Below are 24,503 nucleotides of genomic sequence, written 5' to 3'. Positions count from 1 at the left end.
CGCGCGGGCCGGATTCCCCGCGCGTCAGGGCGGCCCGAACAGCGCGCCGTCGGCGACGAGCCGGTCGATCTCCGGGTCGCCCATGCCCAGTACCTTCCGGCAGATCTCGACGGTGTCCTGGCCTGGCAGTGGCGCCGGGCGCTGCGGGGCCGGCGGGATGTGCTGGAACGGCGCGGGGCCCGTCTCGGCCGGCAGCGGACGCTCGATGAGGGGGTGCAGCATCTCGGCATAGAGTTTTCGCTCGACCAGCTGGGGGTCCTCCAAGATGTCCGGCGGCCGGTTCATCGGCCCGGCCGCAACGCCGGAGGATTGCAGCAGCTGGGCGGCCCGTACCGGTGTGCGGGTGCGGGTCCACGCCGACACCAATTCAACCAGCTCTCGCCGATTGGCCAGCCGCGCCTCACCGGTCGCGAAGCGCGGATCGTCCGCCCATTCCGGGTGATGGAAAACACCTGCGGCGCAACGCCATTCGTCATCGGATTCGATCGATATGACGCACCACTCGTCGTCGCCCGCGCACGGACAGACGGCGTGCAGGCTGGTGGTCTCGGAGATTCTCGGGACGCCCGCGGCCAGGGCGGCCTGGGTGACGTACAAGGTGTCGAGTTGGTTGATCACGGCTTCGGCTTGCGAGATGTGCACGTGCGACCCGCCGCCCGTCCGGTGGCGGTGGATCAGCGCGGCCAGCGCCGCGATCGCGGTGATCCGCCCGACGACGTGGTCGGGGAAGATGGTCGTCGCATCGTAAAAGGCATGCCGCCCAGTGTGGTTCCGATTCTCCGGTTCGTCGGCCGTCCACAACCGCGTGACACCGGTCGCGGCGCGGACCAGCGGCCCGTAGCCCATGCGGGTGCTCCATGGGCCTTGGTCGCCGTAGGCGCTGCTCTCGGCAAGCACGATCCGCGGGTTGACGGCACGCAGATCGTGGTAGGAAAAGCCAAGCGCGGTAAGCGTTCCCGGCTTGAAGTTGGCGAAGACGGTGTCGGACTCCGCGACGAGCCGAGTGAAGATCCCCTTGCCCGCGGGGCTGCGCAGATCCAGACCCATCGCCAGGTTGTTGCGATGCGTCCAGGCGAACGACTCGCTCATGGCGTCTCCGGCACGGGCCTGCCGCAACCCGTCCGGGTATTCGGCGCTTTCGATTTTGATGACCTCGGCGCCGAGGTCGCCGAAGAGCCGGCTCAACTCGCCGCCGGCGACGATGATGCCCAGATCCAAGATGCGAAGTCCCGCAAACGGATAGTCGCCGACGCGGCCCGAGGGCGATTGCACGACCGCCGGGTTCCCCCGCCAGCCCGGTCCGTCCCGCCCCGCGGCCGGGGCCGGGCTGCGGAAACCCGCGTGCAGTCCATCGACGACGAAGTAACCGGTGGGCACGCGGGTGCGCACCCCCGGGACCAACTCGACGTCGGTGACCGCGCCCACCGCCTGAAAGTGCTCGGAATCCATCACCCACGACGGCGTCAGCACGGCGGCGATCGGCACGCCATGAGCCTGCCCCGCGGCAACCAGATCCTTCATGGTCTGTTCGGCGAACAGCGCCTGGACCAACTCGCTGATCTGCGGCCACGCGGCGAAGCGCGCCCCGATCACGTCGTATTTCGGGTCCTGGAAGTCGGCCGGCTCGCCCAGCCAGCGCCGCAGGCCTCGCCATTGGCGCGGCGCCATCACGCACAGCCGGACGTAACCGTCCTTGCAGGGGTAAATCGGGTACGCGTCCTGGTTCTTCGGGCGCCCCCGCCACTGCCCGGTGCGGCGGATGCCGGCCGCGACCTGCCCATGCGCGCCGAACGCCGGATCGAGCGACATGACCACAGCATCGAAACGCGAGAAGTCGATGTATTCGCCGGTGCCACAACGCAATCGGTTGTAATACGCGACGAGGGTTGCCCAGGCCGCCTGGGCGGCGGCGGTGGCCGACGCGATACCGTCCGGCGGCAACACCGGGGTGCCGGTGGTGGGACCCGAGCGTGACAGCGAGCCGGACATCGCGTACAACACCGGATCGGTGGCCCGCCACAGCGACCGCGGCCCCGTGGCGCCGAAGTCGGTGATCGAGAGCACGACCAGATGCGGGTGCTGGGCGGCCAGCTCCTCCACCGACGTCCCGAAGGTCGGGGCCTCCCCATAGAAGCCGTCGTCGACGACGATGTCGGCCTGGGCGGCCAGGTCGAGGAACACGCCGCAGTCGTCCTCGTCGAACGGGTCCAGCACCACGCTGCGCTTGTTGGCGTTGTGCACGGCAAACGGGATGCTCGCGCCGGCCAGCATCGGCGGCGAATCACGCGCCGGGCTTCCGGTAGGGGGTTCGACCTTGAGCACGTCGGCGCCCAAGTCGGCGAACAGGCGCGTCACCGCGTCGCCGTTACCGCTCGACAAGTCGAGGACGCGCACGGCGTCAAGCAGCCCGTCGGACATCAGCACACCGTACCCGCCGGTGCGGTGGCCGGCCCGGCGGACGGTCCCCCCACCAGCCAAAAAGCCAACTGGGCAAGCTGATTGGGAGGGCGGACTCGCGGTCGGCTATCGTCACAGGCCGATCGGCGAAGCCACGGGCGAACGATCCGACGGAGGCATCTGATATGAGCGCGCACTTGACCTACATCGAGGCGGTGGTGGTCGGCGCGTTCCAGGGCGTCACCGAGCTGTTCCCGGTTTCCAGCCTCGGGCATGCGGTGCTGGTGCCCGCGGTGGTCGGCGGCCGGTGGGCCGAAGACCTGAGCGTCTCGGCCCCCCAATCGCCCTACCTGGCGTTCATCGTCGGCCTGCATGTGGCCACGGCCGCCGCGCTGCTGGTGTTCTTCTGGCGGGACTGGCTGCGCATCGTGGCCGGATTTGTGTCGTCATTGCGGCATCGCCGGATCAACACCCCCGACGAGCGGCTCGCCTGGCTCATCGTGGGGGCCACGATTCCGGTCGGCCTGGCGGGGCTGGTCCTGGAAAAAACGTTCCGCACCACACTCGGCAGGCCCGTCCCGGCGGCGATTTTCCTGCTGCTCAACGGCATCGCGCTGTACGCGGGCGAGGTGCTGCGCCGGCGGGTAGCGCCCGCGGCCGACCACGAGCGGCCGGTGGGTGAACAACCCCTGCACACCGGGGAGGCCGTCGACAACCGCCTGGCCCAACTCCCCTTGCGCCGTGGCATCCTGATCGGCGCCGCGCAGATCCTGGCGCTGCTGCCCGGCATCAGCCGTTCGGGCATCACCATGGTGGCCGGCCTGTGGCGCGGCCTGTCCCACGAGGACGCCGCCCGGTTCTCCTTTTTGTTGGCGACGCCGATCATCCTGGCCGCCGGCTTGTACAAGATCCCGGAGTTGTTCGGGCCCCAAGCGAGCGGGATAGGGGGCCAGGTGCTGGCCGGTAGCGTCGCCTCCTTCGTGTGCGCCTACCTCGCCGTGCGGTTCCTGACGCAGTACTTCCAAACCCGCACCCTCACGCCGTTCGCCATCTACTGCGCCCTGGCCGGCGGCGCCAGCCTGGTGTGGCTCGCCGTCAGCTGACGCGCAACGGCTTACACGATTTCTTCTGCCATCTCTTCACCGACTCGGTCACCAAACGGCAACTGCTGCGTATCGATTCGTGCAACGGCTAGGTGCGCAGCAGTGACGTAGCTCACGATCTACGGAGCAACGCGCGGCGCCGTACCACCGGGGGGATGCCTGAATGTTCTGTCGCCTTTGCCGGGCGGCCGGCGCCGCGATCGGGGCCGGCATGCTGGTGCTGTCGGCGTTCACCGCACCCAGAGCGACCGCCGCCGCTCCGATGAGCCCGAATCTGTTGGTCAACCCGGGCGCCGAGCTCGGGGACCCCTCACTGTCGGGATACAGCGGAGTATCGATCCCCGGCTGGACCGTGACCGGCACGCCGACGGTGATCAAATACAACACCCTGGTCCGGCTGCCCTCGCCCCTCGGGTCGCCGGGGCCGACCATGCCGAAGTTCCTGGCGTTTCCGTCCGCCCAGCACGGCCCACCCGACGGCGGTGCGCAGTACTTCGGCGGCGGAAACGTGGCGACGTCCACAATCTCACAAATCGTCGATCTCAGCGGCGCGGCGGCGGCCATCAACAACGGCAACGTGCCCTTCACGCTGAGTGGTTGGCTCGGCGGCAACCGGCTGGAACTGTCCGAGGCGTCGGTCACCGCTGACTTCTTGGGGCCCGGCCAATCACCTTTGGGCACAGCCAAAATCGGGCCGGTCTCGATACTGCAGCGCGGCTTCCAGACCGAACTGGTCGAACGCGACACCACGGGAACCATTCCCGCGGGCACAACCCGCGCGCGGGTGACCGTGACCTTCAAGGACACCCACTGGGCGGGCGGCGCCTACAACCACTCGTATGCCGACAACATTTCCTTCACGGTCGGCGTCCCTTTGCCCGCCCCGCCGCTACCCGCGCCGCCGAACTCCACCGTCGGCCCCCTCGATCACGTGTTCCTGGTCTACATGGAGAACCACGGCGTCAAAGACGTTGTCGGCAGCCCGAATGCGCCCTACATCAACAGCCTCATCAACACCTACGGATACGGGTCCAACTACTACGCCCTGACCCACCCGAGCAACCCGAACTATTTCCCCGTCCTCGGTGGGTCCGACTTCGGCGCGAACTACGACTGCGCGATGAACTGTTTCGACGCACCGAACCTGGCCGACACGCTCGAGGCGGCGAACAAGACGTGGGCCGGCTACGAGCAGTCCATGCCCACCCCGTGTGCCACCGCGTCGAGTGGGGGCTACTCCCCCGGTGAGCTCCCGTTCCTCGCCTTCCACGACATCGTGTCCAACGCCGCCCGGTGCCAGGCGCATGTGTTGCCGCTGCCACGGATGGCTACGGATCTCGCGTCGGCCAACACCACCCCGAACTTCGTGTGGTTCGCCGCGGACGAGGACCACAACATGGAAGGCCCCGTCAACGTACGCTTCATCGGCAGCGAACTGACGTTCCACCAATACAACATCAAGGCCGGCGACCAGTTCCTGCAGCAGGTGCTGCCGACGATCGTGAATTCGCCCGCGTTCCAGACCCAACGCAGCGCGATCTTCATCACCTGGGACGAGGACTACAACAACCTGTCGTTGACGATCGGCAACGAGGGCAACCACGTGCCCATGATCGTCATCCCATCGCCGAACTCCGGTATGCGCCAGGGTCATTTCGTCGCGGCCACCCATAACGACCACTACAGCCTGCTGCGCACCATCGAAGACGCCCTGCACCTTCCCCGCCTCACCAACAACGACAAATTCGCGCAGCCGATGAATGAATACTGGCCATAGACCGGCCGCCCCTAGCCTGGCCGGAGGTACGAAGTAACCGACGAGTCGAGGCAACGCATGAGCCACTCCGAATCTGAAGCCGCCGCACCACGCCGCGAGTCGGTGTGGGACTACCCGCGCCCGCCCCGCGTCGAGCCGTTCACCGGTCGCATCACCGTCGAGTTGGGTGGTGAAGTCATCGCATCCACCCGTCGGGCCTGGCGGGTGCTCGAGACCAGTCATCCGCCGACGTATTACCTCCCGCGTGACGCGTTCGCCGAGGGGGCGCTGCGTGAGACGTCCGGCAGCTCCTGGTGTGAATTCAAAGGCCGGGCAACCTATTACGATCTGCTGGGCGGCGGCGTCGTCGCGCCGAAATCGGCTTGGAGCTATGTGAGTCCGACGCCCGGATTCGAAGCCATCGCCGGGGCGGTCGCGGTGATGGCCGCCAATGTCGACCGTTGCACGGTCAACGGAGAGGTCGTCGTGCCCCAACCCGGCGGCTTCTACGGCGGCTGGATCACCAGCTGGGTGACCGGCCCGTTCAAAGGCATCCCCGGCTCGACGGGTTGGTGATCGCGCCGCTACACCGGCTCTATCCGGTAACGGACCAAGCGCCGCGTGTCAGTGCCGAAATCCGCTGCGCGGCAAGACCCGTCGGGCCGCCACCCGTCACGCCCGTAAAAGCTCAGCGCGCGGGTGTTGCCCTCCAGCGCCCACAGCACGGCGCCTCGCGCACCGACTCGCCGCAACCGCTCCCGGGCGGCCACCATCAGCGAGCGCCCCACCCCCGCACCCAGATGGTCCGGGTCGACATACAGCGCCATCAGCTCACCAAAGTTCGGTAGGTCGTTTTCACGACATAGGCCCGTGGTGGCGAAGCCGCGGATCGCGGACCCCTCGACCGCGACCAAGGTGGACGGCATCCGCAACCCCACGCGGCCGAAGGTGTACCGGTCGACCAACGCCTCCGGGGTGAGGTTGTCCAGGTAGGCGCGGCCGATGAGCCCCCGGTAGGCCGACTGCCACGACCGCACGTGTAAACAGGCCACCTCGTAGGCGTCCGCCGGGACCGCCGCCCGCACCTGGGTCATCGTTGCAGTATTCGACGATCTGGGGTCAGATTGCCTAGTTGACACCCGTCAAGACTCCGGAGGGTACGAAAATGGCAGACACGGCGTCCGTCGGGCTGAAGGTCCGCGGCAAGGTAATCGTGATCACCGGCGGCGCCCGCGGCATCGGGTTGGCCACCGCGACCGCGTTGCACAATCTGGGCGCCAAAGTGGCAATCGGTGACATCGACGAGGTGCGGGTGAAGGAATCCGGCTCCGCGCTGGGCCTGGACGTGTACGGCATGCTCGACGTCACCGACCCGCACTCGTTCGCGGACTTCCTGGACGAGGTCGAGCGCCAACTCGGCCCGATCGACGTGCTGGTCAACAACGCCGGCATCATGCCGCTCGGCCGGATGGTCGACGAGCCGGACGCCGTCACCCGGCGCGTCCTCGACATCAACGTCTACGGCGTCATCCTGGGCAGCAAGCTGGCGGCCCAGCGCATGGTCCCCCGCCGGTCCGGACACGTCATCAACGTCGCCTCACTCGCCGGGGAGACCTACATCGCCGGGGCCGCCACCTACTGCGCCAGCAAGCATGCGGTGATCGGCTTCACCGATACCGCCCGGCTGGAATGCCGCAAGGCGGGCGTCAAGTTCTCGGTCGTCATGCCGACGTTCGTGAACACCGAGTTGATCGCCGGCACCTCGGGCGCCAAGGGCATCAAGAACGCCGAGCCGGCCGACATCGCGGAGGCGATCGTCAAACTGGTGGCTCATCCCCGGCCGCGGGTGCGGGTCACGAAGACCGCCGGCGCGATCATCGCGTCGCAGAAGTTCATGCCCCGCGCGCTGTCCGAAGGGCTGAACCGCGCGCTCGGCGGCGAGCACGTCTTCACCGACGACGTCGACGCCGAGAAGCGCAGGGCCTACGAGTCGCGGGCTCGCGGCGAGGAGTAGTCGGCGATCGCGAGCGCGGCGGAGTCGGCGATCGCGTCGGGCGCCGTTCACCGCGGGCGCGGACAATCGGCGGAGTGAGCCTACAAACCCAGACAACCGCTCCCCTTGCCGACGACCAACTCGACCTGATCAACGCATACTGGCGCGCCGCCAACTATCTGTCGGTCGGACAGATCTACCTGCTGGACAACCCGCTGCTGACCGAACCGCTGGCGGCCGAGCACGTCAAACCGCGGCTGCTGGGCCACTGGGGAACCACCCCGGCGCTGAACCTGATCTATGCGCACCTGAACCGAGTCATCCGCGACCGCGACGCCAGCGTCATCTACGTTACCGGGCCCGGCCACGGCGGCCCCGCGCTGGTCGCCAACGCCTATCTCGAGGGCACCTACAGCGAGGTGTACACCGGCATCGAGGAGGACGCCGAAGGGCTGCGAAAGCTGTTCCGGCAGTTCTCTTTTCCCGGCGGCATTCCTAGTCACGTCGCCGCCCAGACGCCCGGCTCCATCCACGAGGGCGGTGAGCTCGGCTATGCGCTGGTGCACGCCTACGGCGCCGCGTTCGACAACCCGGATCTCGTCGTGGCCTGCGTGATCGGCGACGGCGAGGCCGAGACCGGGCCGCTGGCCGCCAGCTGGCATTCGAACAAATTCCTCAACCCGGTCACGGACGGGGCGGTGCTGCCCATCCTGCAGCTTAACGGCTACAAGATCGCCAACCCGACCGTGCTGGCGCGCATCCCTCACGCCGAACTCGAGGCGCTGCTGCGTGGCTATGGCTACCGGCCCATCACGGTCGCCGGTGACGACCCGGCCAACGTGCACCAGCAGCTCGCCGCCGCGCTCGACGACGCCTTCGACGACATCGCGGCCATCCAAAGCGCCACCCGCAGCGGCAACGCGACGCAGCGGCCCGTCTGGCCGATGATCGTGCTGCGCACACCCAAGGGCTGGACCGGCCCGAAGGTGGTGGACGGCAAGAAGGTCGAGGGCACCTGGCGCGCGCATCAGGTCCCGCTGGCCGAGACGCACGACAATCCCCAGCATCGGGCGCAGCTCGAGGAGTGGCTGCGCAGCTACCGGCCGGAGGAGCTGTTCGACGGCAACGGCAAGCTGCGCGCCGAGCTGCGGGCAGTGGCGCCCGTGGGCGATCGCCGGATGAGCGCCAATCCGCATGCCAACGGCGGCCTGCTGCTGCACGACCTCGACCTGCCGGACTTCCGTGACTACGCGGTCACGGTGTCGCAGCCGGCGACGCAAACCCACGAGGCCACCCGGGTGCTGGGCACCTTCCTGCGGGACGTGATCGCGCGCAACCGCGACCGGTTCCGGCTGATGGGCCCCGACGAGACGGCCTCCAACCGGCTGGACGCCGTCTACGGGTCGACGGCCAAGGTGTGGCTCTCGGAGCTCGGGCCCGACGACGAGAACCTCGCGCCCGACGGCCGCGTCATGGAGGTGCTCTCCGAGCACCTGTGCCAGGGCTGGTTGGAGGGCTACCTGCTGACCGGCCGGCACGGCCTGTTCAACTGCTACGAGGCGTTCGTCCACATCGTCGACTCGATGCTCAACCAGCACGCCAAGTGGCTGGCCACCAGCCTGGAGCTGCCGTGGCGGCGACCGATCGCGTCGCTGAACTACCTGCTGTCGTCGCACGTGTGGCGCCAGGATCACAACGGCGCGTCCCACCAAGATCCCGGCTTCATCGACCTGGTGGCGAACAAGCGGGCCGAATTGACCCGGGTGTATCTGCCGCCGGACGGCAACACGCTGCTGTCGGTGGCCGACCATTGCCTGCGCAGCCGCGACTACATCAACGTCATCGTCGCCGGCAAGCAGCCGGCGCTGGCCTACCTGGACATGGACCAGGCCATCGCGCACTGCGCACGCGGCGTGGGGATCTGGCCGTGGGCGAGCACCGCCACCGGCGAACCCGATGTGGTGCTGGCCTGCGCCGGGGACATCCCGACGCTGGAGACGCTGGCTGCCGCCGACATCCTGCGCCGCGAACTGCCGGAGCTGGCGGTCCGGGTGGTCAACGTCGTCGACCTGATGCGGTTGCAGCCGGATTCCGAGCACCCGCATGGCCTGCCGGACAAGGAGTTCGACGCGCTGTTCACCCGCGACAAGCCGGTCATCTTCGCCTACCACGGCTACCCCTGGCTGATTCACCGGCTCACCTACCGCCGCACCAACCACCCGCACATCCACGTGCGCGGGTTCAAGGAGCGGGGAACCACCACGACGCCGTTCGACATGGTGATGCTGAACGATCTGGATCGCTTCCATTTGGTGATGGACGTCATCGACCGGGTCGACGGGCTGGCCAGCCGCGCCGCCGAGCTGCGCCAGCGGATGGTCGACGCCCGGCTCGCCGCGCGCATCTACACCCGTGAGCATGGCGAGGATGACCCGCAAATCGCCGGCTGGACCTGGGAGTCGAGCGAGCAGAACGAACGTAGTGAGTGATGGGAGCGAGACGACCCATCGACCTGGGAGTCGAGCGAGCAGAACGAACGTAGTGAGTGATGGGAGCGAGACGACCCATCGACCTGGGAGTCGAGCTGATTCGCGCCGAGATTGCCGTCACGGTTGCCCTTCGGGGCCTACCACGACCGTGACGGCAATCTCGTTGAACCGTCGCGGCGGCCGCCGATCGGTAAGCTGGTTGAATGCTTGACGCCGCCGAGACACCCGACATTCACCATCCGGTGATCTCGCAGCTCTCGGCGCTGCACCGGGCTCGCATCCACCTCGACATCGCCGTCGTCGTCGCGGTCTTGGTGCTGACCAACCTCGTCGCGCACTTCACCACCCCGTGGGCCGGCATCGCCGTGGTTCCTGCCGCGGCCGTCGGCCTGGTTTTCCTGATGCGGGCCAACGGTCTGGACTGGGCCGATCTGGGCTTGGGGCGCGAACACTGGAAGTCGGGGCTGGGCTACGCGGTGGCCGCGGTGCTGGTCGTGGCCGCGGTGATCGCGGTGGGGGTGCTGCTCCCCGTGACCCGGCCGATGTTTCTGAACCACCGCTATGCGACGGTCTCCGGCGCGCTGATCGCCTCGATGGTCATCATCCCGCTGCAGACCGTGATCCCGGAGGAGCTGGCGTTCCGCGGCGTGCTGCACGGCGCGCTGCATCGGGCGTGGGGGTTCCGCGGCGTCGCACTGGCGGGGTCGTTGCTTTTCGGGCTGTGGCACGTCGCGACGTCGCTCGGGCTTACCAGCAGCAATGTCGGCTTCACCCGGATTCTCGGCGGTGGTGTCGTCGGGATGCTGGCCGGGGTGACCGGCGCGGTGTTGGCCACCGGTGCCGCGGGATTCGTCTTCAGCTGGCTGCGCCGTCGCAGCGGCAGCCTGATCGCGCCGATCGCGCTGCACTGGTCGCTGAACGGCCTCGGGGCGCTGGCCGCCGCCCTGGTCTGGCACCTGACGGCCTGAGGCCGGTCACACCAGCAGCACCGCCGCACCGGCGATACGGCCGGCGCTGAGATCGGCTAGCGCACGATCCGCTTGGTCCAACGGGTATTCCGGCGTGGTCACCTCGATGTGGTGCTGGCCCGCGAAGTCGAGGAACGCCCGCGCATCGGCCCGGGTGTTCGAGGTGACCGAGCGGACCTGGCGTTCCTGGAACAGATGGCGCTGGTAGTTGAGCACCGGGATATCGGACAGGTGGATGCCCGCGATCGCCAGAGTGCCGCCGCGGTCCAACGCTTCCAGCGCGGGCAGCACCAGCTCCCCGACCGGGGCGAACAGGATGGCCGCATCCAGCGGGACCGGTGGCGGGTCGGCCGCGCCCTGCGCCGACGCCGCGCCCAGCTGCATCGCCAGTTCACGCGCCTCGGCTCCACGCGTCATCACGTGCACCTCCGCGCCCTGCGCCAACGCGACCTGCGCGGTGATGTGGGCGCTGCCGCCGAAGCCGTACAGACCCAGCCGTCCGCCCGGCGGCAGGTCGGCGCGGAGCAGGGAGCGATAGCCGATGATGCCGGCACACAGTAACGGCGCCAACTCGCTGTCGCTGTAACCGCCGGGCAGCGGATGCGCGAAAGCGGCTGGCACCGTAGCGAATTCGGCGTAGCCACCGTCGGCGTCCCAGCCGGTGTAACGGGATTGCGGGCACAGGTTCTCGTCGCCGCGGCGGCAGTACTTGCACACGCCGCAGGTGTGGCGCAGCCAGGCGATCCCCACCCGGTCTCCCACCTCAAACCCGTCGCCCGCGTCGGGACCGACCTCGACGACTTCGCCCACCACCTCGTGGCCGGGTGTGACATGGTCGCGGTGTACGGGCAGGTCGCCCTCGGTGACGTGCAGGTCGGTGCGGCACACCCCGCAGGCCCGCACGGCGACCAGCAACTCCGCCGGCCCCGGGCGCGGCACGTCGGCGGTGGTTTGCTCGAGCGGGCCGGTGTCCATCGGTCCGGGCCGGCGCACCCGCCACGCGCGCATGGTCGTGGTGGTCAGCGGTGGAACCATTCGTCCATCATGCCGCTAACCACCACGGCCGCAACGTACTAACTGATCAGGTCCGTCGCACCATGCCGACGATCCAGAGCAGGATCAGCGACCCCAGCAGCGCGGTGAGGAACGTGAAGATCAGACCACCACCTGCGGTGTTGACGAAGAAGCTCAGGATGAAGCCGCCGATCAAGGCGCCGATTATGCCGATCACGATGTCCATCAGGATGCCGGCACCGCTGCCCCTGATGATCTTGCTGGCGAGCGCACCCGCCAGACCACCGATGATGATGTATCCAATGATGCCGACGCTCGTGAACGTCGTTGAGCGGGCCAGATATTCGGTAGCTGCCATGACGGTCATGCGGGTCTCCTTGCAATCGCTGGCAAAGCCCAGCGAGTTGCTGGGCCATCACTTCGGTATACCCGCTTTGCGTAACGAAAAAGGATCCGATTCGGAGACGGTTGGCGCATCATCGCGGCGCGCCGAGGGGCCGCGTCAGGTCGATTGCGTCCGCGGTGGTGCCGGCGCCGGGGTGGGGCTGACCTCTCCCGCGGGTGCCGGCGCCGGAGCCGGCGAGGGCGCCGGGGCTCCTGGAGCCGGAGCTGGCGCCGGTGCTGCTGGGGCCGGAGCCGGCGCGGGTTGGGCCCCCGGGGCCGGCGGGGCACCAGCCGCCGCGGCGGGCGGGCCCGCCCAGGGCTGGATCGACTCGGCGAGCGCCTTGGCCGCGCCCTTGTCGACGGGGTCGTTCGCCGTGCCGAGCCACACCACGAACCAGCGTTGCGGCGGGCCGCCGTTCGGCGTGTTCGCCGCGGGCAGTCCGACGACGCCGGTCCAAATCTGGCCGTTGGGCTTGGAGGCGTCGCTGAACTTGACCTCGTAGTACGACGCGCTGCCGGTGACGCCATTGGCCCCGGTGAGCGGGGTGCTTTCCTGGTTGATTCGGGTGCCCGGATACGGCAGGAAGAACTCACCCATGTCCGAGCCCAGCCGCACCGCGGCCTTCGTGTTGTTGGCTTCGGCACTGGCGTAAAGCTTTTGGTCCAGCCGGCCCATCACGATGCGGGTGTCGTTGGCGACCGGTGGGGGCTGGTCGGGCAGCGGCGGCTGCCCCGTCGTCTTACTGAGCAGCGCCGAGCCGTAGTCGAGGTGGGAGGCGTCCGACTCCACCCAGCCGGGAGGAAGGATGTAGCTGAAGCCGCCTACGGCGTTGGCGATCCGCCCGGCGTTCGGGTCGGCGGGCGGCGGGGGCGGCGGCGCGTTCGGGTCGACGGGCGGCGGCGGCGGTGGCACGGGCGCGTTGGGATCGACCGGTGCCGGAGGGGCGCCGGGCGCCGGAGCAGCCGGCGGTGGAGTGGTTGCGGGAGCCGCCGGGCCTGCGGCGGGAGCCGGGGCGGGGGCGGTCGTCGTCGCCGGCGGGACCGGAGTCGGGACTTCCGGGTCGGCGTTCGAGGTCGCCGGCAAAGCGATCGTGACGGCGCTGGCACTGGTCACCGTGGCTATCGCCAGCGTCGCCCACAGGCCTTTGCGACGTGTCGAGTTGGGTTCCACCTGGTCCATGGCGACGAACCTACCGTGTTACCGCTGTGACGCAAGGAGCCTTGCGGACAATTGCGATGCCGTTTTGCCGATGTTGCCGATGTGCAACCCACCGGGCGGCCACGCGCTCGGTCCCGTCCCTCAGTACGCCGCCGGATAGAGCGCCACCTCATGGGCTTTGACGGAGAACCACACCTGCTGCCCGGGCGCCAGCCGCAGCTCCGACGCGGCGTCGACGGTGATCTCCGCGGCCAGCCCGGGGGCGCCGTCGGGCTGCTGCTCGCCGCGCACCAGCACCGCCGACCCGCGAATGTCCATCTCCGCCACCGTCACTTCGACGGTGTTGCGTGGGCTGCCGTGTGGCAGCTCCCGATAGACCGCCACCGCCGTCGGCGGGAAGACCGCGATCGCGTTGCGTCCCTCAGCGAGCTCGTCGCCTCCCTCAACGGCGGGGGCCGCGTGCCAGCGGGCGCCCGAGCGCGCGTGCAGCGAGCGGTCGGGGCCGATGGTCCCGTTGACCAGGTTGATGCCGGCGATGCGCGCCCCGAAGTGGCTGCGCGGCGTCGTCAGCACGTCGGCGACCGGGCCGATCTCGGAGACCTTGCCGTCCTCGAGCACCAGCACCCGGTCGGCCAGGGTGAACACGTCGAGCAGGTCGTGCGTGATCAGCACGACAGCGCAGCCGGTGCGGCCGACCGCGCCGCGCAACACCGCGCGGATCCCGGCGGCCGCGGCGACGTCGAGGCCCGCCAGTGGCTCGTCGAGCAGCAGCACGTCGGGTTCGGCGGCCAGCGCCCGCGCGATCGCCACCCGCTGGGCCTGACCGCCGGACAGCTGGCGCGCCTTCCGGTCCGCCAGCGGCTCGGCCTCCACCTCGCGCAGCCAGCGCAGCGCTGTTGCCCTCTCCGCGGCCCGGGCCGGGCGGAGCCGGCCACGACGGCTGTGCGGCCCGAACGCCACGTTGGCGGCAACGCTCATGTGCGGGAACAACAATGGGTCCTGCAGCAGCAGGCCGACGCGGCGGTCATGGGTCGCCACGTCCACCCCGGACTCGGTGTCGGTCAGCACCCGGCCCCCCAACCGCACCATCCCGCGGTCCGGGCGAATCAGCCCGGCGATGACGTGCAGCGCGGTCGACTTGCCGGCGCCGTTGGGTCCCAGGACCGCCAGCACTTCGCCCGCCGGTACGGAGAATTCGACGTCCAGGCGGCGCTCCGCCACCACGGCGCGCAGGTGCAATTCGCTCATGGCCCGGTCTGCCTCGTCTCGGTGCCGGTCAGCCGGCGGGCGCCCAACCCCAACACAACCACGGCGGCCACGGCCACCAGCAGGATCGACAACGCCACCGCCGCGTCGGCGTCGGTGACGCGCTGCAGGTAGATCTCCAGCGGCAGCGTGCGGGTGACTCCTTGCCGCGACCCTGCGAACGTCAGGGTCGCGCCGAACTCCCCCAGCGAGCGGGCGAACGCCAAGACCGTGCCCGACGTCAGGCCCGGCAGCAGCAGCGGGAGGGTGACCCGCCACCAGACGGTGCTGGGACGCGCCCCGAGGGTCGCCGCGACGACCTCGAAGTCGGCGCCGGCGGTGCGTGCGGCCCCCTCCAGGGAAATAACCAGGAACGGCAGCGAGACGAACGTCTGCGCCAGCACCACCGCGGTGGTGCTGAACGCGATGCTGATGCCGGCGGCGTCGAGGTACCGGCCGAGCAATCCGAGCCGGCCGAACGCGTAGAGCAACGCGATCCCACCCACCACCGGCGGCAGCACCAACGGCAGCAGGATCAACGGCCGCAACAGCCGCACCGGCCGCGCCGTGCTGCGGGCCAGCACCAACGCCATCGGCACGCCGAGCAGCACACACAGCAGGGTGCTGGCCGCGGCGGTCTTGAGGCTGAGCAACAGCGCCGTCCGGGACGACGGGCTGGTGATCAACGACCAGAAATTCGGCCAGTCGACCTTGATCGCGATGGCCAGCAACGGCAGCACCACGAACACCGTCCCCACCGCGGCGGGTAGGTATACCCACCGCGGCAGATCCGGAGGGCGCTCGCTGATACGTACACCCCTAACAGGGATCGGGAGATCTGGACCGCCTCAACCTAGCGCCGGACGTATAGCCAATCGGGTAACGCGCGGGAGTTTCCGCCGATGAGCCAGTTCGGAGCACGTCTGTTGTGAGATTCTGCTGAGATGCCCGCTCCTTCGGGTGTCGTGACGTTCCTGTTCACCGACATTGAGGGTTCGACCCGTCGGTGGGAGGCCGACGCCGACGGGATGCGGGTGGCGCTGGCCGCCCACGACATGGTGTTGCGAACGGCAATCGAGGCGCACGGCGGTTGGTTGTTCAAGCACACCGGCGACGGCGTCTGCGCGGCGTTCGCGTCACCGCGCTCAGCGGTCGACGCAGCGGTGGCCGCTCAGCGCGACCTGGAGTTGCCGGTGCGGATGGGGCTGGCGACGGGCGAAGCCGAGCTGCGCGAGGGTGACTACTTCGGCACGGTGCTCAACCGCGCCGCACGGGTGATGGCGGCCGGTCACGGCGGGCAGATCCTGTTGGCCGACTCGACCGCGGGTCTGCTCAGCGGAGTCGACCTCGTCAATCTGGGGTCGCGACGGTTGCGGGACGTGCCGATGCCGGTCGGGGTGTTTCAAGTACGGGCAGCGGGACTACGTGCCGAGTTTCCGCCGTTGCGGGCGCTCGACACGCCTCCGGGAAACCTGCGGCCCGCGACCACCAGCTTGATCGGACGGGAGGTTGAGGTCGCCGACGTCGAGGCGGCGGTCAAGGCGCATCGGATGGTCACGCTGACCGGCGTGGGTGGGGTCGGCAAGACCCGCCTCGCGACGGAAGTCGCCGCGCGACTGGCAGATGTGTTCCCCGACGGGGTTTGGCTATTCGAGCTGGCCGCGGTCACCGATCCGGCGGCGGTGCCCGACGCGGTTGCCGCGGTGCTCGGCATCACCCAGCAACCGGGCAAGACCGTCACCGAATCGGTGGCCGCGGCACTGGAGGGCAGGGTACGGCTGTTGGTGCTCGACAACTGCGAGCACGTTCTCGACGCCGCCGCTGACCTGATCGAGGCCATCGTGGCGCGCTCGGCGGCCGTACGAATCCTCGCCACCAGTCGCGAAGGACTCGGAGTCCCCGACGAGCAGGTGCGGCCGGTGCGCTCGCTGGACGCGGCGGCGGGCGTCGATTCTGCGGCGGTGACCCTGTTCGTCGAACGCGCCCAAGGCATTTCGCCGGGCTTCTCGCTGGCCGACGGCGGTGAGGCCGGCGCGGTCATCGAGATCTGTCGGCGCCTTGACGGGATTCCCTTGGCCATCGAGCTGGCCGCCTCACGGATGGCGTCGATGACCGCCGGCGAAATGCGCGATCGCCTCGATCACCGGTTCAGGCTGCTGGTCGGCTCGCGTCGGGGCCTGGAACGTCATCACACGCTGCGCCACGCGGTGGCCTGGTCCTACGACCTTCTCGACGACACCGAAAAGACTGTGCTGCAACGCTGTTCGGTTTTCGCGGGCGGTTTCGACGTGCAAAGCGCGTGCGCGGTGGCCGGATCGCAAGAGCCCGACGAGTACGCCATCCTGGAGGTATTCGACGCCCTGGTGCGCAAGTCGCTGCTCGTGACGGACAAGTCCGCGGCGCGCACCCGCTTTTCGATGCTGGAAACCATCCGCCAGTTCGCCGAGGAACAACTCATCGCATCGGGTGAGGCAGACGCGGTCCGGACCGCGCACGCCCATTACTTCGCCGGACGGGAAGCCGACCTCATGGCGCTGTGGGACAGCCCGCGACAGCGCGAGGCGTACGGCTGGCTCACGGTCGAGCTGGCCAACCTGCGCATCGCCTTTCGTTGGGCCGCCGACCACGGCGACCTGGATGCGGGCGCCGCCATCGCCGCGTATGCGGGCTTGCTTGGTCCGTTTCTCGAGAACTACGAACCCATCGCCTGGGCCGAAGAAATGGTCGGACCCCTTCATGCCGTCGAACACCCGCGGCTGGCAGCGGTATGCGTGGGGGCATCGCTGTCCGTTCTTGTCGGCCGGTACCAAGAAGCTGTGGGCTACAGCGAAATCGGTCAGACGGTTATCGCCGCCGCAGGCGACAAAGTGTCGTACTTCGGCGAGGCGTTTCTCGGCAGTGCGTATTTGTTCGTCGGGCAGCCCGAACGGTACCTCGAGCTGTGTCGCGCCCAGGTGAGGCGCAGCGGCGACGCCAACACGTTCGGGAGGGCGAACCTGGCTTTCGCTTTGGCCGTCTGCGGTTCGGCCGACGAGGCGACGGCAATCGCCGACAGCCTCATCGATGCCGCCGAAGCGAACGGAAATCCATGGGTGCTTGCTTACGTACTTTTCGTGTACGGGTACGCCGTCCGGGCCACCGATCCGGGTCGCGCCCTGGCGGCGCTGCGCCGTAGCCTGCTCGTCGCGCGGGACAGCGGCAACCGGTTCTACGAGACCCAATTCCCATACTGGGCCGCCGGACTCATGGCCGAGCAAGGGGACCCCTGGGCGGCCTTGGATCATCTCGCCGTGGCCATTCGCAGTAACCACGAGTCGGGCAACATCGGCATGATGTACAACGCGCTCGCTGTCTTCGCCGTGTTCCTCAACCGGCTAGGACGCTACGAACCGGCTTCCATCATCGCCGGGCTTGCGGCGGTCAGTGCGATGGCGGCAACGACCTTGCCCGAACTCGGAGAAATGATCGCCGATCTTCGCAAGGTCCTCGGCGACCAAAGCTACGAATCGCTCGCCCGCAAGGGCGAGGTGATGACCACGGCCGACATCGTGACCTACGCCTATGCCCAAATCGACAAGATCCGAACCGATTTCGAACGGCCCGCTGAATTCTAGGGTTTGGCGAAGCCCGACTGGGCCAAAATGTTTTGACCGATTTCACCGGTCACCACGGCCACGAACCGTTGCGCCAACGCCGACTGCGGAGCATTCTTCAGCACCGCGATCGGATAGACGTTCACCGCGCCGGCGGCCTCCGGGAAGCTGACGCGGGTCACCTTGTTCCCGGCGCTCTGGGCGTCGGTGACGTACACCAGCCCGGCGTCCGCCTGGCCGGTGGTGACCTTGTTGAGGACGTCCGTCACGCTGGGTTCCTCGCTCACCGGGTTGAGGTGGACGCCGGTGCTGACTTCGACCCGCTGGGTCGCCGCTCCGCACGGCACCGGCACCTGGCAGACCACCACCCCCAGCCCCGGCCTCGCGAGGTCGGCGAAGGCGCCGATCTTCTTGGGGTTGCCCGGGGCGGTGACGATCACCAGCGTGTTCGACGCGAAGTTCGTCGCGCTGCCGGACAGCAGGCCGGCCTTGGCAACCGTGTCCATCTGCGCGGTGTCCGCCGAGGCGAAGACGTCGGCGATCGCACCCTGCGTCAACTGGATGGCCAGTTCCGACGATCCCGCGAATTCGAAGTCGACGTTGCTGCCCGCATTTTGGGCTCTGAACTGCGCACTGATCTGAGTGAACGCGGGCTTGAGCGAGGCGGCGGCGAAGACCACCACTTTGCCGGATGCGGAGGGCGGTCTCGAACCGCACCCGGACAGGCCCATCGCCAGCACCATCGACACCACACCGGCCAGGATCCCGATCCGCCGCATGCATGCACCCTAGCCCGCCGACGATGCGGACCAATTACGGGCTTAATCGCGCAAAAAAGTGCCCGCCGAATAGTTACGCAAATGATCCGCGCGTCGCGGCGTCAACAATTTCGCCGACTAGCTACTGTCCAGTAACATCTAGGCAGATTGATGCCATAACGCGCTGAGATCCCAGGCAGATCCCCCCGGCGGTCCCTGTGGATGGCCACACGGAACTGCCCGGGTCTGGGTTCAACGTTGAACACGAGGAGGTCATGGCAGTGGAAGTACTGGTCACCGGCGGAGACACCGAACTGGGGCGCACAGTGGCCGAAGGCTTCCGCGATGCCGGTCACAAGGTGACGCTCGTGGGCGCGCGGCGCAGCGACCTGGAGATCGCCGCCAAGGAATTGGATGTGGACGCGATCGTCTGCGACACCACCGACCCGGCGAGCCTGACCGAGGCCCGTGCCTCGTTCCCCCATCATCTGGACACCATCGTCAACGTGCCGGCGCCCTCATGGGAAGCCGGCGACCCACGCACCTACTCGATCGCCGACACGGCCACCGCGTGGCGAAACGCCTTGGACGCCACCGTGCTGTCGGCGGTTCTGACGGTGCAGACCGTCGGCGATCACCTGCGCTCGGGTGGCTCCATCATCAGCGTGGTGCCCGAGAACCCGCCGGCCGGAAGCGTCGACGCCGCCATCAAAGCGACCCTGTCGAATTGGGTCGCGGGGCAGGCCGGCATCTTCGGCACCCGTGGGATCACGGTCAACGCCGTGGCCAGCGGGCGCAGCGCCCAGCCCGGCTATGACGGCCTTTCTCGCACGCCCCCGTCGGTCGCCGGCGAAGTGGCGCGGTTGGCGTTGTTCTTGACCACCCCGGCGGCTCGCCACATTACCGGCCAGACGCTGCACGTCAGCCACGGCGCGCTCGCCCAATTCGGCTGAGGGCGTAATCCGCGGCCGAGCCGTATCGTCCCGCTCGGCGTCGCACTACGGTAGATCGCGTGGCTATTCGACTCGGTCTGCAGATTCCCAACTTCTCCTACGGCACCGGGGTGGAACAACTCTTCCCCACTGTTCTGGCTCAGGCCCGCGAGGCCGAATCGGCTGGCTTCGACTCGGTTTTCGTGATGGACCACTTCTACCAACTCCCCATGCTGGGTGACCCCGACCAGCCGATGCTGGAGGCCTACACCGCCCTCGGCGCGCTGGCCACCGGCACCGAACGAGTTCAGTTGGGCACCTTGGTAACCGGCAACACCTACCGCAACCCGGCCCTACTGGCGAAGACCATCACCACCCTCGACGTGGTGAGCCAGGGCCGCGCGATCCTGGGCATCGGCACCGGCTGGTTCGAACTCGAACACGACCAGCTGGGTTTCGAATTCGGCACCTTCACGGACAGGTTCAACCGGCTCGAGGAGGCGCTGCAGATCATCCTGCCGATGATCAAGGGCGAGCGGCCTACCTTCTCCGGCAAGTGGTACCAGGTGCGCGAGGCGCTCGCGAATCCGCGCTTCCGTGACCACATTCCGCTGATGATCGGCGGCAGCGGTGAGAAGAAGACGATCCCGCTGGCGGCGCGCCATTTCGATCATCTCAATGTGATCGCCGGATTCGACGAGCTGCCAGGGAAATTGGACGTCGTGCGGCGGCGCTGCGAGGACATCGGCCGGGACCCCGCGACGTTGGAAACCAGCACGCTGACCACGGTGCTGGTCGACGAGAACGCGAAACCCGATCAGATTCCGGCCGAAATGCAGCAGCGCATGGTGGTCGGCGGTCCCGATTCGGTCGCCGACCAGATCAAGACCAAAGTGGTGGACGCGGGCATCGACGGCGTGATCATCAATCTGCCCTTCTACACCCCCGGCGTGATCAGCGCCGTCGGCGAGGCGCTGCGCCCGGTCGTCGGCCTCTAGCCGCCGACGCCGCCACTTTGGGGTCGCGGATTGGTGCCGCCGCGGTAATACTTCGATGTAGCAGCGTCGACCTGCGCCACAACGGCGCAGCGCAGAGGTAAGGGGCCGGGACGGCCATGAAGAAAAGAGCCCTGGCGGCGGTCGCGGCCGGCGTGGCGTTCGCCGCGCCCCCGATCGCGCATGCCGACAACAACTGGATCGCCATGGCGATCTCGGACTCCACCGGCCGCATCAACATCGCCGACGGAGCGGCCAGCCAGGGCGCGGCCGAGAAGGCGGTGATGGAGACCTGCCGCAAGAGCATCAGCGACTGCCGACTGCTGGCCAGCGGGCAGGGCGGGTGCGTGGCGCTCGTTTTGAATGCGGCCAAATCCCGATACTTCGGCGGCTGGGGTCCGACCCGCGAAGAAGCCGAAGCGCAGGCGCTCGAGCGTGCCCCCGGCGGCACGATCCAAGCGGGCCACGACCACTGTGCGGGTGAGGGCTCCAGCCAGTGACGCCGCCCGCGCGCCGATAGCTGCCAACCCTGATAACTGCGCCACACCGCTGGACGCTCACCAGGGATTTCGCCCGCGGACACCTTTAGTGTTGCAAACAACACATGGGTATCAACTAGGTTTCCGGGTACCCGCCTGACTAGCGTTGTGGCTAACTGCAGTCGCGTGTCCAAAAGCCCCCGTCAGGAGCAGCGGAAACATGAGCCCCCCACCAGAAACCACAGCTGGAACCGAACGTCGCCACCAGGTGGTCATCATCGGTTCGGGATTCGGCGGGCTCAATGCGGCAAAGAAGCTCAAGCACGCCGACGTCGACATCAAGCTGATCGCGCGCACCACCCACCACCTGTTCCAGCCGTTGCTGTACCAGGTGGCGACGGGCATCGTGTCCGAAGGCGACATCGCCCCGCCCACCCGCGTCGTCCTGCGCAGGCAGCGCAACGTCCAGGTGCTGTTGGGTGACGTCACGCATATCGACCTGGCCGGCAAGTACGTGGTATCCGATTTGCTCGGCCACACCTACGAAACCCCTTACGACAGCTTGATTATCGCCGCGGGCGCCGGACAGTCGTATTTCGGTAACGACCACTTCGCCGAGTTCGCCCCCGGCATGAAGTCGATCGACGACGCACTGGAGGTGCGCGGACGGATCCTGAGCGCGTTCGAACAGGCCGAGCGGTCGCGTGACCCCGAACGACGCGCCAAGCTGCTGACGTTCACCGTGATCGGCGCCGGGCCCACCGGTGTCGAAATGGCCGGGCAGATCGCGGAATTGGCGGCCCACACGCTGAAGGGCTCGTTCCGTGGCATTGACTCCACCAAGGCGCGAGTGATCCTGCTCGACGCGGCCCCCGCCGTGTTGCCGCCGTTCGGCGACAAATTGGGCGCGCGGGCGCGCGCCCGGCTGGAGAAGATGGGTGTGGAGATCCAGTTGGGGGCGATGGTCACCGACGTCGACCGCAACGGCATCACGGTCAAGGACTCCGACGGCACCATCCGGCGCATCGAGTCCGCCTGCAAGGTGTGGTCGGCGGGCGTGCAGGCCAGCGGCCTGGGCCAAGACCTCGCCGAACAGTCATCGGTGGAACTCGACCGCGCCGGGCGGGTCAAGGTGCTGCCCGACCTGTCCGTCCCGGGGCACCCGAACGTGTTCGTGATCGGCGACATGGCCGCCGTCGAAGGCGTTCCGGGCGTGGCGCAGGGCGCGATCCAGGGCGCCAAGTATGTCGCCGGCACGATCAAAGCCGAACTGGGCGGCGCCGATCCGGCGGAGCGCGAGCCGTTCCAGTACTTCGACAAGGGCTCGATGGCCACCGTTTCGCGGTTTTCCGCGGTGGCCAAGGTCGGTCCGCTGGAATTCAGCGGCTTCATCGCCTGGCTGATGTGGCTGGTGCTGCACCTGGTCTATTTGGTCGGGTTCAAGACCAAGGTCAGCACGTTGCTGTCGTGGACGGTGACCTTCCTGAGCACGCGGCGCGGCCAGCTGACCATCACCGAGCAGCAGGCCTTCGCCCGCACCCGTCTCGAACAGCTGGCGGTGCTCGCCGCGGAGACCAAGCGCCCAGCGACCGCCAGGCGGGCGAGCTAACCGGCCAGCCGGTCGGCTTGCCACGTGCTGAGTAGTCCGCCGCCGGCCAACATCAGCACGGTCGAGCCGGAATCGATCGCGGTGTTCGGGAAAGCCGTTTCGGGGTAACGCAATTCGTGAATCGAGGCGCGCGGCGCCGAAATGATGTCGTCGCCGGACGATCCGGCGCCCAGCTCCACCCGGTGGCGTAGCAGGGGGCGGTCATCGCAGTCGGCGTGTAACGACCCGGACCAAAACCCCTGGTGCTCTTCGCATCTGCCGACCTGCACGCGCTCGCGGAAGCGCACCTGGGCCCCGTCGTGCAAGGAGAAGGCGGCGCTGGACACATGGCGGGCGTCGGCGGCGACCACGGTCGGCTCCAGGTCGATATCGAGGCTGCCGGTCGCCTGTATCTCCCAATGGGCATGAGAAGTCGGGACATTCGCGCCGGGCAACGCGACCGTGGCGGCGGCGCTGCGGAGCCTGAGCCGGGCGCCGCGTTCGACGATGACGCGAAGGTCGATGCTGTCGCCGCCCAGCGGCGTGGCCGCCGCCGACACCAGATGGACCGTGTCGGGCGAGGTGCGGCGGGCCGCCACACCCCCGCCACATTCGATGCGTGGCAGCCGGTTCGCATACGCGACCACCAGGACCCGGGATCGCATCACACGTTGGCCGCCTCGCGCAATTGCGTGCGGACCCACGCCAGCACCTGCGTCGCCGCCGGGTCGTCGGTGAGCGACTGCAGGACGGTGGGCCGGCCATCGCGCACCGCGGCGGCGTCATCGGCCATCACCTGCAGGTCCGCCCCGACCAGTGGTGCCAGGTCAGTCTTGTTGACTACCAACAGATCCGAGTAGGTGACCCCGGGCCCACCCTTGCGGGGCACCTTGTCGCCACCGGCCACGTCGACGACGAAGATCTGCACGTCGACCAAGCCCGAGGAGAAGGTGGCGGTCAGGTTGTCGCCTCCGGATTCGACCAGGATCAGGTCCAGCGGCTCGTGCGCGGCGATCAGGTCGTCGATCGCATCGAGGTTGGCGGTGATGTCGTCGCGGATCGCGGTGTGCGGGCAGCCGCCGGTTTGCACCGCGGCGATCCGGTCGTCCGGCAACACCGCGTGCCTGCGCAGGAAGTCGGCGTCCTCGGTGGTGTAGATGTCGTTGGTCAGCACCGCCAGCGACAGCTCGTCGCGGAGCTGCCGGCACAGCGCGGCGACCAGCGCGGTCTTGCCGGACCCGACCGGGCCGCCGACGCCGACGCGCAGCGGCTCCCCCGGTTGCCGGACCCGTCGCGGCCGCTCGAGGGGTGGATGCGGGTGGCCGTGTGAATGTGTTGGCATCTCGTGTCTTTCAGCGGACTGATGGAAGCGGTTGGCGCGCGGGCGCGTTGGTAGGCAGCGTATCGACCACATCATGGCCAAGTCGTGCGAGTGGTCCTGCGACCGCCCAGTCGTTGCCAGGAAAGTCACAGCTGTCTGCCGGGTACGTCAAAGTTGTAGACGAAGGTCGAACAGGTACGTTGTATGGCGGCGGCCGAAACGGCCGCCCGGACGAGTTCGCCGTACCCGGAGAGCGACAAGACGGTGACCGCGGGATGCCTGGCGTGCCGGTCAACCGAAAACGGTCTGCGAACTTCTCCTCCGTTTAG

General features: G+C 68.3%; 21 protein-coding genes and 1 riboswitch. Of the genes, 11 read left to right on the top strand and 10 right to left on the bottom strand.

What is annotated here, in order from left to right; all coding sequences use genetic code 11:
- Positions 1–24: 24 nt before the first annotated feature.
- Entirely contained in the window at positions 25–2,424 is a 2,400-nt protein-coding gene (locus A5709_RS02070; RefSeq protein ID WP_068010159.1) for a CoA transferase, read from the bottom strand.
- Positions 2,425–2,582: 158 nt separating this feature from the next.
- Here A5709_RS02070 and A5709_RS02065 point away from each other — a divergent pair, with 158 nt between their 5' ends.
- The 3 genes from A5709_RS02065 to A5709_RS02055 all read left to right on the top strand — a co-directional run bounded on the left by A5709_RS02065 (position 2,583) and on the right by A5709_RS02055 (position 5,832).
- Positions 2,583–3,500, top strand: coding sequence for an undecaprenyl-diphosphate phosphatase (locus A5709_RS02065; RefSeq protein ID WP_067950454.1), 918 nt, complete (start codon positions 2,583–2,585; stop codon positions 3,498–3,500).
- A 163-nt stretch (positions 3,501–3,663) separates the two neighbouring features.
- Positions 3,664–5,277, top strand: coding sequence for an alkaline phosphatase family protein (locus A5709_RS02060; RefSeq protein WP_067950452.1), 1,614 nt, complete (start codon positions 3,664–3,666; stop codon positions 5,275–5,277).
- Positions 5,278–5,334: 57 nt separating this feature from the next.
- A complete protein-coding gene (locus A5709_RS02055; RefSeq protein WP_067950450.1) occupies positions 5,335–5,832 on the top strand; it encodes a DUF427 domain-containing protein in 498 nt (165 codons plus the stop codon).
- A gap of 8 nt (positions 5,833–5,840) precedes the next feature.
- Here the strand turns inward: A5709_RS02055 and A5709_RS02050 are convergent, their stop codons facing one another.
- Complete coding sequence (locus A5709_RS02050) at positions 5,841–6,350, bottom strand: GNAT family N-acetyltransferase (protein ID WP_067950448.1); 510 nt, start codon at positions 6,348–6,350, stop codon at positions 5,841–5,843.
- A gap of 71 nt (positions 6,351–6,421) precedes the next feature.
- Between A5709_RS02050 and A5709_RS02045 the strand changes: the two genes are divergently transcribed.
- The 3 genes from A5709_RS02045 to A5709_RS02035 all read left to right on the top strand — a co-directional run bounded on the left by A5709_RS02045 (position 6,422) and on the right by A5709_RS02035 (position 10,706).
- A complete protein-coding gene (locus A5709_RS02045) occupies positions 6,422–7,270 on the top strand; it encodes an SDR family oxidoreductase (protein WP_068117606.1) in 849 nt (282 codons plus the stop codon).
- 74 nt (positions 7,271–7,344) lie between these two features.
- Complete coding sequence (locus A5709_RS02040; protein WP_068117602.1) at positions 7,345–9,738, top strand: phosphoketolase; 2,394 nt, start codon at positions 7,345–7,347, stop codon at positions 9,736–9,738.
- Positions 9,739–9,941: 203 nt separating this feature from the next.
- Positions 9,942–10,706, top strand: coding sequence for a CPBP family intramembrane glutamic endopeptidase (locus A5709_RS02035; RefSeq protein ID WP_068117598.1), 765 nt, complete (start codon positions 9,942–9,944; stop codon positions 10,704–10,706).
- A 6-nt stretch (positions 10,707–10,712) separates the two neighbouring features.
- On the opposite strand, the gene A5709_RS02030 is transcribed toward A5709_RS02035, so the two are convergent.
- The 5 genes from A5709_RS02030 to A5709_RS02010 form a co-directional block, all read right to left on the bottom strand.
- The gene (locus A5709_RS02030) at positions 10,713–11,741 is read right to left on the bottom strand and encodes a zinc-binding alcohol dehydrogenase family protein (protein WP_067950439.1); all 1,029 of its coding nucleotides are present in this window, start codon (positions 11,739–11,741) and stop codon (positions 10,713–10,715) included.
- Between the two features lie 46 nt (positions 11,742–11,787).
- On the bottom strand, positions 11,788–12,087 hold the full coding sequence (locus A5709_RS02025; protein WP_067950437.1) for a GlsB/YeaQ/YmgE family stress response membrane protein: 300 nt from the start codon (positions 12,085–12,087) through the stop codon (positions 11,788–11,790).
- Positions 12,088–12,222: 135 nt separating this feature from the next.
- Positions 12,223–13,284 (bottom strand): alanine and proline-rich secreted protein Apa, encoded by a 1,062-nt coding sequence (locus A5709_RS02020; protein ID WP_068010156.1) that lies wholly within the window; start codon positions 13,282–13,284, stop codon positions 12,223–12,225.
- A gap of 120 nt (positions 13,285–13,404) precedes the next feature.
- Entirely contained in the window at positions 13,405–14,511 is a 1,107-nt protein-coding gene (locus tag A5709_RS02015) for a sulfate/molybdate ABC transporter ATP-binding protein (protein ID WP_068117596.1), read from the bottom strand.
- Positions 14,508–15,317, bottom strand: coding sequence for an ABC transporter permease (locus tag A5709_RS02010; protein WP_156767941.1), 810 nt, complete (start codon positions 15,315–15,317; stop codon positions 14,508–14,510). The genes A5709_RS02015 and A5709_RS02010 overlap by 4 nt, the downstream gene beginning before the upstream one ends.
- A gap of 135 nt (positions 15,318–15,452) precedes the next feature.
- On the opposite strand from A5709_RS02010, the gene A5709_RS02005 reads away from it, so the two are divergent.
- Complete coding sequence (locus A5709_RS02005) at positions 15,453–18,122, top strand: adenylate/guanylate cyclase domain-containing protein (RefSeq protein WP_068117590.1); 2,670 nt, start codon at positions 15,453–15,455, stop codon at positions 18,120–18,122.
- On the opposite strand, the gene modA is transcribed toward A5709_RS02005, so the two are convergent.
- Complete coding sequence (gene modA / locus A5709_RS02000) at positions 18,119–18,880, bottom strand: molybdate ABC transporter substrate-binding protein (RefSeq protein ID WP_068010149.1); 762 nt, start codon at positions 18,878–18,880, stop codon at positions 18,119–18,121. The genes A5709_RS02005 and modA overlap by 4 nt on opposite strands.
- Positions 18,881–19,134: 254 nt before the next feature.
- On the opposite strand from modA, the gene A5709_RS01995 reads away from it, so the two are divergent.
- The 4 genes from A5709_RS01995 to A5709_RS01980 all read left to right on the top strand — a co-directional run bounded on the left by A5709_RS01995 (position 19,135) and on the right by A5709_RS01980 (position 22,874).
- Positions 19,135–19,812 carry an SDR family oxidoreductase gene (locus A5709_RS01995; protein ID WP_067950502.1) on the top strand — a complete coding sequence of 226 codons (678 nt, stop codon included), beginning with the start codon at positions 19,135–19,137 and terminating at the stop codon, positions 19,810–19,812.
- Between the two features lie 59 nt (positions 19,813–19,871).
- Entirely contained in the window at positions 19,872–20,789 is a 918-nt protein-coding gene (locus A5709_RS01990) for an LLM class F420-dependent oxidoreductase (protein WP_067950424.1), read from the top strand.
- Between the two features lie 116 nt (positions 20,790–20,905).
- The gene (locus A5709_RS01985; protein WP_067950422.1) at positions 20,906–21,286 is read left to right on the top strand and encodes a DUF4189 domain-containing protein; all 381 of its coding nucleotides are present in this window, start codon (positions 20,906–20,908) and stop codon (positions 21,284–21,286) included.
- Between the two features lie 199 nt (positions 21,287–21,485).
- Entirely contained in the window at positions 21,486–22,874 is a 1,389-nt protein-coding gene (locus tag A5709_RS01980; RefSeq protein WP_067950420.1) for an NAD(P)/FAD-dependent oxidoreductase, read from the top strand.
- Here A5709_RS01980 and A5709_RS01975 read toward each other — a convergent pair.
- Together A5709_RS01975 and ureG are read right to left on the bottom strand one after the other, a co-directional pair.
- A complete protein-coding gene (locus A5709_RS01975) occupies positions 22,871–23,518 on the bottom strand; it encodes an urease accessory protein UreD (RefSeq protein WP_067950418.1) in 648 nt (215 codons plus the stop codon). The genes A5709_RS01980 and A5709_RS01975 overlap by 4 nt on opposite strands.
- A complete protein-coding gene (gene ureG, locus A5709_RS01970; RefSeq protein WP_068010145.1) occupies positions 23,518–24,195 on the bottom strand; it encodes an urease accessory protein UreG in 678 nt (225 codons plus the stop codon). Before ureG ends, A5709_RS01975 begins: the two co-directional genes overlap by 1 nt.
- Before the next feature lie 186 nt (positions 24,196–24,381).
- Positions 24,382–24,445: riboswitch (guanidine-III (ykkC-III) riboswitch) on the top strand.
- Positions 24,446–24,503 lie beyond the last annotated feature (58 nt).

The sequence above is a fragment of the Mycobacterium sp. E1386 genome, assembly GCF_001672745.1.
GTDB lineage: Bacteria > Actinomycetota > Actinomycetes > Mycobacteriales > Mycobacteriaceae > Mycobacterium.
Note: the sequence above shows the minus strand (reverse complement) of the source record. Positions and strands in the feature narration are given on the sequence as shown.

Bases quoted from the DNA above. Each gene is read 5' to 3' on its own strand.
- A5709_RS02030 (WP_067950439.1), bottom strand. From the start codon at position 11,741: ATGGTTCCACCGCTGACCACCACGACCATGCGCGCGTGGCGGGTGCGC.
- A5709_RS02020 (WP_068010156.1), bottom strand. From the start codon at position 13,284: ATGGACCAGGTGGAACCCAACTCGACACGTCGCAAAGGCCTGTGGGCG.
- ureG (WP_068010145.1), bottom strand. From the start codon at position 24,195: ATGCCAACACATTCACACGGCCACCCGCATCCACCCCTCGAGCGGCCG.
- modA (WP_068010149.1), bottom strand. From the start codon at position 18,880: ATGCGGCGGATCGGGATCCTGGCCGGTGTGGTGTCGATGGTGCTGGCG.
- A5709_RS01980 (WP_067950420.1), top strand. From the start codon at position 21,486: ATGAGCCCCCCACCAGAAACCACAGCTGGAACCGAACGTCGCCACCAG.
- A5709_RS02060 (WP_067950452.1), top strand. From the start codon at position 3,664: ATGTTCTGTCGCCTTTGCCGGGCGGCCGGCGCCGCGATCGGGGCCGGC.
- A5709_RS01975 (WP_067950418.1), bottom strand. From the start codon at position 23,518: ATGCGATCCCGGGTCCTGGTGGTCGCGTATGCGAACCGGCTGCCACGC.
- A5709_RS02035 (WP_068117598.1), top strand. From the start codon at position 9,942: ATGCTTGACGCCGCCGAGACACCCGACATTCACCATCCGGTGATCTCG.
- A5709_RS01995 (WP_067950502.1), top strand. From the start codon at position 19,135: ATGGCAGTGGAAGTACTGGTCACCGGCGGAGACACCGAACTGGGGCGC.
- A5709_RS02015 (WP_068117596.1), bottom strand. From the start codon at position 14,511: ATGAGCGAATTGCACCTGCGCGCCGTGGTGGCGGAGCGCCGCCTGGAC.
- A5709_RS02050 (WP_067950448.1), bottom strand. From the start codon at position 6,350: ATGACCCAGGTGCGGGCGGCGGTCCCGGCGGACGCCTACGAGGTGGCC.
- A5709_RS02005 (WP_068117590.1), top strand. From the start codon at position 15,453: ATGCCCGCTCCTTCGGGTGTCGTGACGTTCCTGTTCACCGACATTGAG.
- A5709_RS01985 (WP_067950422.1), top strand. From the start codon at position 20,906: ATGAAGAAAAGAGCCCTGGCGGCGGTCGCGGCCGGCGTGGCGTTCGCC.
- A5709_RS02065 (WP_067950454.1), top strand. From the start codon at position 2,583: ATGAGCGCGCACTTGACCTACATCGAGGCGGTGGTGGTCGGCGCGTTC.
- A5709_RS02055 (WP_067950450.1), top strand. From the start codon at position 5,335: ATGAGCCACTCCGAATCTGAAGCCGCCGCACCACGCCGCGAGTCGGTG.
- A5709_RS02045 (WP_068117606.1), top strand. From the start codon at position 6,422: ATGGCAGACACGGCGTCCGTCGGGCTGAAGGTCCGCGGCAAGGTAATC.
- A5709_RS02025 (WP_067950437.1), bottom strand. From the start codon at position 12,087: ATGACCGTCATGGCAGCTACCGAATATCTGGCCCGCTCAACGACGTTC.